The organism is Ralstonia sp. ASV6, from assembly GCF_016429285.1.
Lineage (GTDB): Bacteria > Pseudomonadota > Gammaproteobacteria > Burkholderiales > Burkholderiaceae > Ralstonia > Ralstonia flaminis.
Map to the genome: position 1 here is coordinate 1 of NZ_JAELUI010000174.1, position 9,511 is coordinate 9,511.

Here is a 9,511-nt window from a genome sequence, read left to right on the forward strand (position 1 = left end):
GCCCACGCTCTGCTCGGTCACCAGCATCACGTCGTCGGCGGCTTTGACCAGTTGGGCGATGAAGTCGATGTTGCCGAAACCGCCCAGGTCGACCACCTGCAGGTCGAAGAACGTACGCAGGCGGTTCAGCAGTCCGAGTGCCTCGGAGAATGAGATGTCGCGCATCTCTGCCAGCGAGATCGGCAGCGGCAGTACCGCCAGCCCATTCGGATGGCGCGACAGGGCCGTCTGCACAAACACCTGGTCAAAACGGCGCAAGTTGCGCACGGCTTCCACAAAATGGAAGTTCGCCTGCACGTTCAGATACAGCGCACCGTCACGCAGCGGCTGGCCGAGGTCCAGCAGCATCACGTCGCTGGCCGACGTGCGACGCACCAGCGTGGCCAGATTGGTGGCAAGCGTTGTAGCACCCACGCCGGGGCGCGCGCCGAGCACCGCAAGCACACGGCCACGACGTGTCGGCTCAGTGGAAGCGCGCTCGGCCAGCAGGCGGCGCACCACGCGCACGGCCTCGGCAGGAGCCCCTTCCACGTCAACGAAATCCTTTACGCCAGCGCGCAATGCGGCCAGCATGGCGCGGCCGTCGGTTGCCGAGCCGACAGCCACCAGCGGCAGCCCCGGGAACAAGCGCGTGAGCTGACCGACCAGTTGCGTTGCCTCGCCAATGTCGTCGGCGCCCTCGCCCAGCTTCTGATCCTGGTCTGGCACGTCGATCAGCGTGGGAGACGACGCAAAGCGCACGAACACCACTTCGGGATTCACCGAGCCAATCTGCTCGAGAAACGCGTCGTGACCGGTGGTCTCTGCCACCAGCACGCCCAGTTCGCGAATCGCTGCGGCCAGCCAGCGGTGCACGCCGGCCGCCTGCGCGTCGCCCTGCACGCCACCACGTGCGCCACCGTGCAGAAGGAAGTAGTCCATGCCGGCCCCTTACTGCGAGAAGCCGGGCATGGTGGCCGGATCTGCCACCCCCAGTGCAAACGGGCGCCAGACTGCCTCGCCCGCAGTGTCACGATCCTGCCCCCCGCTTTGGCCCGGAAGCATCTTCTCGATGGGCGCGTTGCGTGCCATCGGCTTGACCAGGTGCGGCGTCACGATAATCACCAGCTCACGCTCTTCCTGGTTGTAGTTCAGGCGCTTGAAGAACGTCCCGATGATCGGCACATCGCCCAGGAATGGCACCTTGTCGACATTGGAAAGCGTGGAGCGGCTGACCAGCCCGCCGATGACAAAGCTCTCGCCATCGCCCAATTCCACCGTTGTATCAGCACGCCGAGTGACGATGGCCGGGACGGTCGCGCCATTGAGCGTGATGCCGCGGCTGAAATCGAGGTCGCTCGCTTCGGGCGCCACCTTCAGGGCGATGCGGTTTTCCGACAGGATGGTGGGCGACACTGTCAGTCCGATACCGAATGGCTTGTACTCAATGGTCGTCGTACCCAGCGCCTGCGGCACAGGAATCGGAATCTCGCCGCCAGCCAGGAAGTTGGCACTCTGGCCCGAGAGCGCCACCAGGCTAGGCTCGGCCAGCACGCGTGCCATGCCGTTCGATTCGATCAGGCTCAGATTGGCGAAGAGGCCCTTGCTGACCGACCCAACCAGCAGGTTGAATGCGGAACTCAACGGCATGGTCGATTGCGCGCTCAGCCCCGTCGACGGGCTAAACGTGGCCTGCGTAAGCGAAGATGGCGAGAACGCCCCAAAGGAGAATCCACCCCTTGTGCGTGTGAAGTTCAGGCCCGACTCCTTCAGCACTGTCTTGCTGAACTCCACCACACGCACGTCGACCTGCACGGTACCCGGCACGTTCAATGAGGTGTTGTCGATCACGTTGCCGTTCTTTGGCTTCTCACCTCCACCAGCCGCAGTAGCCGAGCGGCGAGCACGCGCCAAGGCATACACATCCTTGGCCTGACCAGACACCACGGCTGAATCGCCCTGCACGGTCACATTGGGGTCACCCGGCTCAGACTCGGCAGCATCAACCTGCACGTTGTAGGTCGTAGCAGCACCACCTTGCGTCCAGACCATGACGCTGGCCGCACCCGGCTTCTTGGCGATGATCAGCAGGCTGTTGGCCGCGCCACGCCCCTTGAGCAGCAGTGCGTCGGCAATCTCCGGGTTGCCGATCGCAATGCGCTCGAGCGGCTTGCCCAGGCGAATCTCACGTTGGCTTCCGGTCAGCAGATGCAGCGTCTGCCCAGCCGGCGCCGTTTCGGCAAATGCCGTCGATACAAAGGCAGCACACCCCCACGCGAGTGCGCCCATCCAACCGCGAACCACGGCGGCATCAGTCATGTTGCTCCTCACGTTTACCTGCGCGGATGATCTCGACGCCAGTGCTGGCGGTGCTGCTGCGCACCGTCGTGCGCGCCGCTGCAATCGCAGGCAACGGCGTTGGCTGCATCAGGACAGGGCGGCGTGATGAACCGGTCAGGCTGGACATCGAGACACCTGCCTGCGCCACGTCCATCGGGTTGCGGTTGGCGGCGGCCAGCAATGCGGCGTCCTGTGGTTTCACTGTGGGTTCGGCGTCGTCCCCTGGATTGCGCAAGGCAAGCAGCAAGCGGCCGCTCTGATGGGCCATCGCAAGTTGACTGACGGCTTCCACCGGCACCGCCAGCACGGCTGTCCTAGCCAGGTCGACCTTTCGCGTGACCGCGTTGCCGTCCGGCTGCTTCTGCGGCCCCTCATTGACCGCCAGGGGGCCGAATGCCAGCACACGTAGATGCGGCAACAGCAAACGCGCTTGGCTGTCTTCGATTTCCTGACCATCCTTTCGCACGACAAGAAACACGTCCACGTAGTCACCCGGCATCACGCGGTTGCCGACGCCAATCACCTCATCAACGGTGATGGCGACCGCGCGTTGCCCAGCCTCTACCTGCTGCGCCAATCCGGAAGCAAGCTGGGAGGCAATCAGCGGCACACCCACACCCACAGGAAGAATGGGCTCGCGCCCCACCACTTTGGACACATCGGAGAACGCCTCCGCCGGATTGATCGGCAATTGTTCGATGCCCAGTTGATCGGCCGTAATGGGCTTACCGGCCTCCAATGGTTTGACAGTGACGACAACCGGGTAGACCGTTTTGCCGTCTTTCTGCGCAACCACAGGCGCTGGCGGGCGATGCGCGCTCTTCCACGCCACGGCACCAAGAATGGCGGCAAGCAGCAGCAGCGCGGCGGCGAAGATCTGGAGGTGTTTGCTGGTCATCTAGGCAGTCTGTCGGGGCGGTCGATCAAGAACGTCGGCGAACAACAACGGGTTAAGAGCCGGGAACCAGTTGCACAACAGCCGAGCCCGTCAGTGTCGCGGGTGCAGGCAGCAGCGGTATCGAAGGCAACAGCGGGTTGTTGCCGGAAGTCACCGGCAAGGTCAGCACCACGCTCAGGCATTGCATGCCGGCAACGTTCTGGCAGTTCACCAATGGTGTACTGCTCTGGTTGGTCTGAACCCGATTGCTGAAAGAGGTGGGAAGAACCGATGCAACCGCGGCATAAGCAGCCGCGACGCGTTGAGTATTGGAGGGCTGATAGCGCAGCGCAGCGCGCGCGCCCTCTTCGGCTGCCAAGGTCAGCATCTGCTGCATAGCGAGGATGACACCGTAGTACACGATGCTGAGCATCAGTACCAGCAGCACCGGTACGACTACGGCGAATTCGAGGGCCGCCACACCGCCGCTGCCACGTCGGCCAAACCGAAGCGCTGCAAACCTACGCGTACCTGGGTGCATGCGTGCACCCTCCCGTTCCCGTCGCAATGTCGGCATGGCCGACTCCTTTTTATATGCTGGCCGCTTCGCGGCTCTTCTTCAACGCTTCAACAGTTCTGACTACATGCCCGGCAGCCATGGCACCCGCATCACTGTGGGCACCCAAGGCAAGCTCAACAAGCCAATGGCCATATAGGCCGCATATGGAATGCCTCTGCTTCCAGCCTCTGTGGTATCCATGCGGGCCAGCGCGGGCCACATGCGCATCACCGCCCAGGCAGAAGGTGACGACGCATCAAGTTGGCGTAGCGCCATGATCGCCAGCCCGTGCAGCCCGGCGATCAGGCTCGAAACCAGCCACACCGCAATCAAACCATGCCAGCCAGCCAGCATGCCGGTCACTGTGAAGAATTTGACGTCACCCGCCCCCATCCATCCCAGCACGTAAAGCGGTAAAAAGCAGGAAAATGCGATGGCGCCACCAAGCCAGAAGTCCTGCCAGTCATAGGCAAGCGCCTGTACCCCACCAAGCTTGATGAGCACGATGGACAGCACCACACCTGCAGCGACGAGCCAGTTCGGCACGCGCCGCGAGCGGAAATCCAACGTGATTGCAAGAACAGCGAGAACTACGACACTTGCCCAGCCAGCAACATCAATACGGCTATACAAGGCGAAGCTCTAGCACGCGGTTCCGTTATTGACGGCCTTGCAGATGCTGGTGAAGACCGTGTTGAGTTGGGAACCCAACTTGCCGACGATAACCGTGATCGCTGCAGCGATCAGGCCCGCGATCATGCCGTACTCGACGGCCGTGGCACCTTGTTCGTCGCGAAGGAACTTCAGAACGGCGTTTTTCATGATTGCTCTCCTGTTTGCACTCGCCCACGGATGCTGTTGATCTTGACCAGCCTGCGGTGCTCCGGCCGCGACCAGTTCATATTGGGTAATAACGGATAAAACGCTTTTGGATTTATAGCGATGACACATTCGAAACAAAATATTCTCACCGCTCAGATTTCGTTTTACCAATAAAACAAAGATGAAACGTCATCAGATGATCTTGGTCCCGAAAAAGCATCCAATGACCACCGCGCGCCCAAAACCCGTTACCCCACTTCCAGAATGTCACGTATGTCACGTAACGCTCCGTAACGGTTTTATAGGCGTGCGGCGCCGCAAACAAAATAACTCAACTTAGGTACTTACCAGCAATTAGAGTAAGGACTCTATTAAATTCTATTAAAGACGCCGCAACCCCCTGAAAACTAATGGAAATCCCTTAATGACCGGCAGACTAGACCCATTATTTAAGCAGGTTCTCCATTAACCCGGGGCGACATGAACGCTCCCCATTCTCTGTCAAGGCAAAAAAAGGATGCGCGAGCGACGGGAACACGCCCGCGCACCTTCAAGAGCACAGACAGGTACTGCTCAGTGCGCCAGGCTGCTTACGCCGCCCAGCAAGTTCGTAACAGGCGCCAGTGGATTGCTGCCCGAGGCGCCGCCGGCTGCGCTGGTCACGCCGCCCAGCAAGCCCGTGACAGGCGCCAGCGGGTTGGAGCCTCCTGCGGCACCGCCCAGCAAGCCGGTGACGGGTGCCAGCGGATTGCTACCACCAGCAGCGCCGCTCAACAGGCCAGTAACGGGGGCCAAGGGGTTTGAGCCGCCCGCCGCGCCGCCCAACAGACCAGTGATCGGTGCCAGCGGATTGCTACCGCCCGAGGCGCCCCCCAACCCGCCCAGCAAACCGCCCAGCGGATTGCTGCCAGACGAGCCGCCGGCAGTGCCTACACCACCCAAGGCCGCCACCGTAGTCCCAACGGAGGAGACCACCGGGCCCAAGGTTGAAACCACAGGCACGCCAGTCCCTGTGATGGTGTTGCCTGCACCGGCCACACCACCGCCAACCGCACCCAGCACGGTATTCAGACCGCCGCCCAGGCCAGTCGCATCACCCAGCATTTGCGTCGCATTGGTCACCTGCGTGGTGACCGGCACAATGGCCGAGCTGGCCTGCTGTGTGATCTGCTGCACCGCGCCGGAAGACAGCGCGCTACCCAGCAGCGTGCCGCCGCCAATCAGCGCCTGACCAACCTGCTGCACACCGCCACCGACCGGCTGCGTAATCGGCGCGAGCGGTGCGCCAGCGCCTTGACCCAGACCCTGCACGAGCGTACCGGCGCTGACCGTGGTTTGGCCGAGGTCCGTCACAACGTTGCCAGTGCTGGCCACCGTCGTGCCGATCGGATTCGGGTTCTGGCCCATCTTGCCCAGACCGGTTTGTACGCCCAGACCCAGGTCGCTGACGGCCTTGCCGGCATTGCTGACCGTACCGCCCAGGCCAGCCTTGGCTTGGTCGGAAAGGCCCGGAATATTGGCGTTCTGCAGGGTCGTGCCCAGGCTGCTGACGGCCTGGCCCGTCGCCACAACTGTGTTACCGGTGCCGTTAGCGACCTTGCCGACCGGCGTCACACCCGTCAGATCGTTCGGGCTGGGGTTGGGCGAGCTGCCGGAACCGCCACCGCCTGAAGAGCAGGCTGCCAGCGTAAGCGCAGCAACAGCGCACGCCAGCGGCATGACGTGGATGGTGCGAATGGTTTTTTGGATCTGTTTCATGTCCCGTCCCCTTCTCAAGAATTTGTCTTACCTGTTGTGTCTGAGCTCGGTACTGCGCACTGCGGGCCAGATTCTGCAATTGCCATGCCAGCCACATTAGAGAAAAGCCTCGATTTCAAGAAAGTGGCGTCACAACACGCTTTGCAGGCAACGCACCCGGTATTACCCGAATGTGGTGAAGAGGCGTTACGGTGAGAAAGTCCGTGTTCCCAGCGTTACGTTGTAACGTGACACGGAACATACTCACCCTGAACATAACCCCCACGGCAAACGTTTCCGCCCCTCACTCGCGGGGCAGGGTAAATCCCATATTTCAGTTAACTTTCACAATTCCTCCATTTATTAGAGGCAAATCACATCAGATTTCGATAATCAGTTGCGCATAGCGTAATAATCAAGACATGGCACACCGTTTGCAGAGTTCCGCCACCCAAATCGACATTGGGACTCTTTTCCAGCTGACACAAAGCGGACTTTTCTAAAACGGGAGAACGATCATGAATAAGAACATCAAGTGCCTGGCAGCCACGATGGCAAGCCTGTTGGTCTTGGGCGGTTGCGCAAGCTCCGGTTCAGGCGATATGGGCGGTGCGTTGGGCGGCTCGAACGGAAGCGGCGGGTCCAACAACAACTCGGGCGGCTCGACACCGACGCCGTCCCCAGCACCTTCGCCCTCGCCGTCCCCTTCGCCGTCTCCCTCTCCTTCGCCGTCTCCTTCACCGTCCCCGACGCCTGCACCCGCCCCCCTGACGCCGACCGGCGCGATCCTCAACAACACGGGCAATGTTGTGTCGGCCACCGGCTCGGCGGTCACGGGCATCGGCTCGGATATCAAGAACGCCCCGCTGCCCGCGCAACTCAGTGGCGTGCAGAGCGGCCTGGGTGGCGTGGTGCAAAACCTCGGCACAACGGTTTCGACATTGGGCGCCGGTGTTCAGAATGGCCTCGGTAGCATTGGCCGAAATCCGGATCCGGTTGGCACCACGGTGTCGAGCCTCGGTAACGTAGTCACTGGCGCGGGCAACACAGTCACCAGCGCCGGTACGCTGGTGAACAATCTGGGTACTGGCCCGCTGGCGCCGCTGGCCCCTGTCACGACGCCGCTGGCCGGCGTGGTCACACAAGTCGGCCAAGCCGTTGCCAACGGTGGCAGCACGCTTGGCACGGCGCTGTCGACAGGCCCGGTGCAGCAGCTCACGCAGCAACTCAGCACGGCCATCGTGCCGATCACCTCGCAGCTCACCAGCGCAACGCAGACGCTGGGGGCAACCACCGGTCTGGGTTCGCCGATCAACACGCTCCTTGGCCAGTTGGGCGGTGCGGTCGCCAACGGCGGTAGCGCCATCACTGCAACCCATGCACCGGTCGTCGGCAACCTGGGCGGTGTGGTGACGGCGGTCGGCAATACGGTCGGCGCACTGGGCGGCGCGGTGTATTCGCCGACGACGTCACCGGGCGGCAACCCGCTGGCTCCGATTACCGGCCTGCTCGGCGGCCTGGGCGGTGCTACGGGCGGCTCCAACCCGCTTGCCCCGATTACCGGCGCACTCGGCGGCTTGGGCGGTGCTGGTGGTAGCAATCCGCTGGCACCCATCACCGGTGTGTTGGGTGGCCTGACGGGCGGCGCAACCGGTGGTTCCAACCCGCTCGCCCCGATTACCGGTGCACTCGGCGGCTTGGGCGGCGCTGGTGGCAGCAATCCGCTGGCGCCCATCACCGGTGCGCTGGGTGGCCTGACGGGTGGAGCAACCGGCGGCTCCAACCCGCTCGCCCCGATTACCGGTGTGCTCGGCGGCCTGGGCGGTGCTGCAGGCGGCAGCAACCCGGTCAGCTCGATTACAGCGCCGGTGGGCACGGTTGTCAGCACGGTGGGCAGCGGCCTGACTTCGGCCGGCGCTGCAACGCCACTGGCACCGGTAACCGGTGCAGTGGGCGGCTTGCTGGGCACGGTGGGCGGCGTACTGGGTGGCACGCGTCACTGATCAACGTGCTATACAACGCGCGGCGGATCGGCCTGACCAGCCGGTCTGCTGTTGCGTTTCAAACGCGATGATGCTGCGCCAAGCGGCATGATTGCAGGGCCAACGGCCACGGGGTAACACACCATTGGTATCAACCATGGGCGTTGCGTCGCGTGAACGTTGCTTCTATGTGTTTTGTTGTAAAGCACCATGTCTCGCGGTTATCGTTCCATGCAGTGCGCAACCATGCGCGGCGTCGACCGGCCCGGACCGGCAGATCGCTTCACTGCAGAACAAACACCACGGAGGAGACACGCGTGCGGAGCACCACGATGCGGTTAGCACTGGCCACAGGCGTTGCATTGACCAGCCCGGCACTGAGCTGGGCACAGAGCAGCCCCACGCAAGGCAACCCGATCGACACGCTGCCCAAGGTCGATACCTCCCGCCCGCCCGAGCAGAAGATCCAGGTGCAAGTCCAGCGACCGAATCCGGCGCTGGAAAATCTGCTCGCCACGCACCTCACGCCCACCAAGTTCCAGATCGAAGGCGTCAAGACGCTGCCGTTTCCCGAGATCGCTGCGCACTTCGCGCCGCTGGCCGGGCACGACGTCACCGTCGCACAGCTGCTGCAGGCGGCCAACGATGTCACCAAGCTGTATGCCGACCGCGGCTTTCCGCTCTCCTTCGCGTTCGTACCGGCGCAAACCTTCGAAGGCGGCGTGGTCCGCATCACCGTGGTGGAGGGCTACGTCGCACGCATGCGCATTGAAGGTACGCCCGGGCCGCTGGAGGGTCGGTTGCGCGAGATATCGCAACGCATGATGGATGAGAAGCCGCTGCGCCGCGAAACCTTCGAGCGCGTGACCGGCGTGCTGGCTTTGCAGCCCGGCGTGCAAATCACCGCGACCGTGCAACCGCCCACCACCACCGATGGTGCGAGCGAGCTGGTGCTCAACGTCAAGCGCCAGCCATACACCATTGGCACCGGCGTTGAATACCGCTCACCCGGTGTGCGCGCCGTCATCACGGGCACGCTCAACAGCGTGACACCGCTGGGCGAACAGATCACGGTGTCGACGCTGCAACCGCGCGGACCGGATCACGAAACGTTCTACTCCGCCACCTGGGCGCAGCCGATCGGCACCGACGGGTTGCTGGCCAAGCTCACGTGGTCGCACTATCGCGGCATGCCCGAGAACCTGCCGCTTGAGC

At 62.9% G+C, this 9,511-nt stretch carries 9 protein-coding genes; 2 read left to right on the forward strand and 7 right to left on the reverse strand.

The window, feature by feature from the left end; all coding sequences use genetic code 11:
- From JHD73_RS24245 to JHD73_RS24275, 7 genes are all read right to left on the reverse strand, one after another.
- Positions 1-921: pilus assembly protein (locus tag JHD73_RS24245; RefSeq protein ID WP_199032729.1), on the reverse strand; the 921-nt coding region annotated here is incomplete at its 3' end.
- 9 nt (positions 922-930) lie between these two features.
- Positions 931-2,298, reverse strand: coding sequence for a type II and III secretion system protein family protein (locus JHD73_RS24250; RefSeq protein WP_199032730.1), 1,368 nt, complete (start codon positions 2,296-2,298; stop codon positions 931-933).
- The gene (gene cpaB / locus JHD73_RS24255; RefSeq protein WP_199032731.1) at positions 2,291-3,217 is read right to left on the reverse strand and encodes a Flp pilus assembly protein CpaB; all 927 of its coding nucleotides are present in this window, start codon (positions 3,215-3,217) and stop codon (positions 2,291-2,293) included. Before cpaB ends, JHD73_RS24250 begins: the two co-directional genes overlap by 8 nt.
- Before the next feature lie 52 nt (positions 3,218-3,269).
- On the reverse strand, positions 3,270-3,773 hold the full coding sequence (locus JHD73_RS24260) for a TadE/TadG family type IV pilus assembly protein (RefSeq protein WP_199032732.1): 504 nt from the start codon (positions 3,771-3,773) through the stop codon (positions 3,270-3,272).
- A gap of 63 nt (positions 3,774-3,836) precedes the next feature.
- Positions 3,837-4,388: a prepilin peptidase gene (locus JHD73_RS24265; RefSeq protein WP_199032733.1), complete on the reverse strand. Its 552-nt coding sequence runs from the start codon at positions 4,386-4,388 to the stop codon at positions 3,837-3,839.
- A 9-nt stretch (positions 4,389-4,397) separates the two neighbouring features.
- Positions 4,398-4,577: a Flp family type IVb pilin gene (locus tag JHD73_RS24270; protein WP_199032734.1), complete on the reverse strand. Its 180-nt coding sequence runs from the start codon at positions 4,575-4,577 to the stop codon at positions 4,398-4,400.
- A 573-nt stretch (positions 4,578-5,150) separates the two neighbouring features.
- Positions 5,151-6,335 (reverse strand): collagen-like triple helix repeat-containing protein, encoded by a 1,185-nt coding sequence (locus JHD73_RS24275; protein ID WP_199032735.1) that lies wholly within the window; start codon positions 6,333-6,335, stop codon positions 5,151-5,153.
- 497 nt (positions 6,336-6,832) lie between these two features.
- Here JHD73_RS24275 and JHD73_RS24280 point away from each other — a divergent pair, with 497 nt between their 5' ends.
- Together JHD73_RS24280 and JHD73_RS24285 are read left to right on the forward strand one after the other, a co-directional pair.
- Positions 6,833-8,317, forward strand: coding sequence for a collagen-like triple helix repeat-containing protein (locus JHD73_RS24280; protein WP_199032736.1), 1,485 nt, complete (start codon positions 6,833-6,835; stop codon positions 8,315-8,317).
- A 296-nt stretch (positions 8,318-8,613) separates the two neighbouring features.
- Positions 8,614-9,511: ShlB/FhaC/HecB family hemolysin secretion/activation protein (locus tag JHD73_RS24285; protein WP_199032737.1), on the forward strand; the 898-nt coding region annotated here is incomplete at its 3' end.

Bases quoted from the DNA above. Each gene is read 5' to 3' on its own strand.
- JHD73_RS24250 (WP_199032730.1), bottom strand. From the start codon at position 2,298: ATGACTGATGCCGCCGTGGTTCGCGGTTGGATGGGCGCACTCGCGTGG.
- cpaB (WP_199032731.1), bottom strand. From the start codon at position 3,217: ATGACCAGCAAACACCTCCAGATCTTCGCCGCCGCGCTGCTGCTGCTT.
- JHD73_RS24260 (WP_199032732.1), bottom strand. From the start codon at position 3,773: ATGCCGACATTGCGACGGGAACGGGAGGGTGCACGCATGCACCCAGGT.
- JHD73_RS24270 (WP_199032734.1), bottom strand. From the start codon at position 4,577: ATGAAAAACGCCGTTCTGAAGTTCCTTCGCGACGAACAAGGTGCCACG.
- JHD73_RS24275 (WP_199032735.1), bottom strand. From the start codon at position 6,335: ATGAAACAGATCCAAAAAACCATTCGCACCATCCACGTCATGCCGCTG.
- JHD73_RS24280 (WP_199032736.1), top strand. From the start codon at position 6,833: ATGAATAAGAACATCAAGTGCCTGGCAGCCACGATGGCAAGCCTGTTG.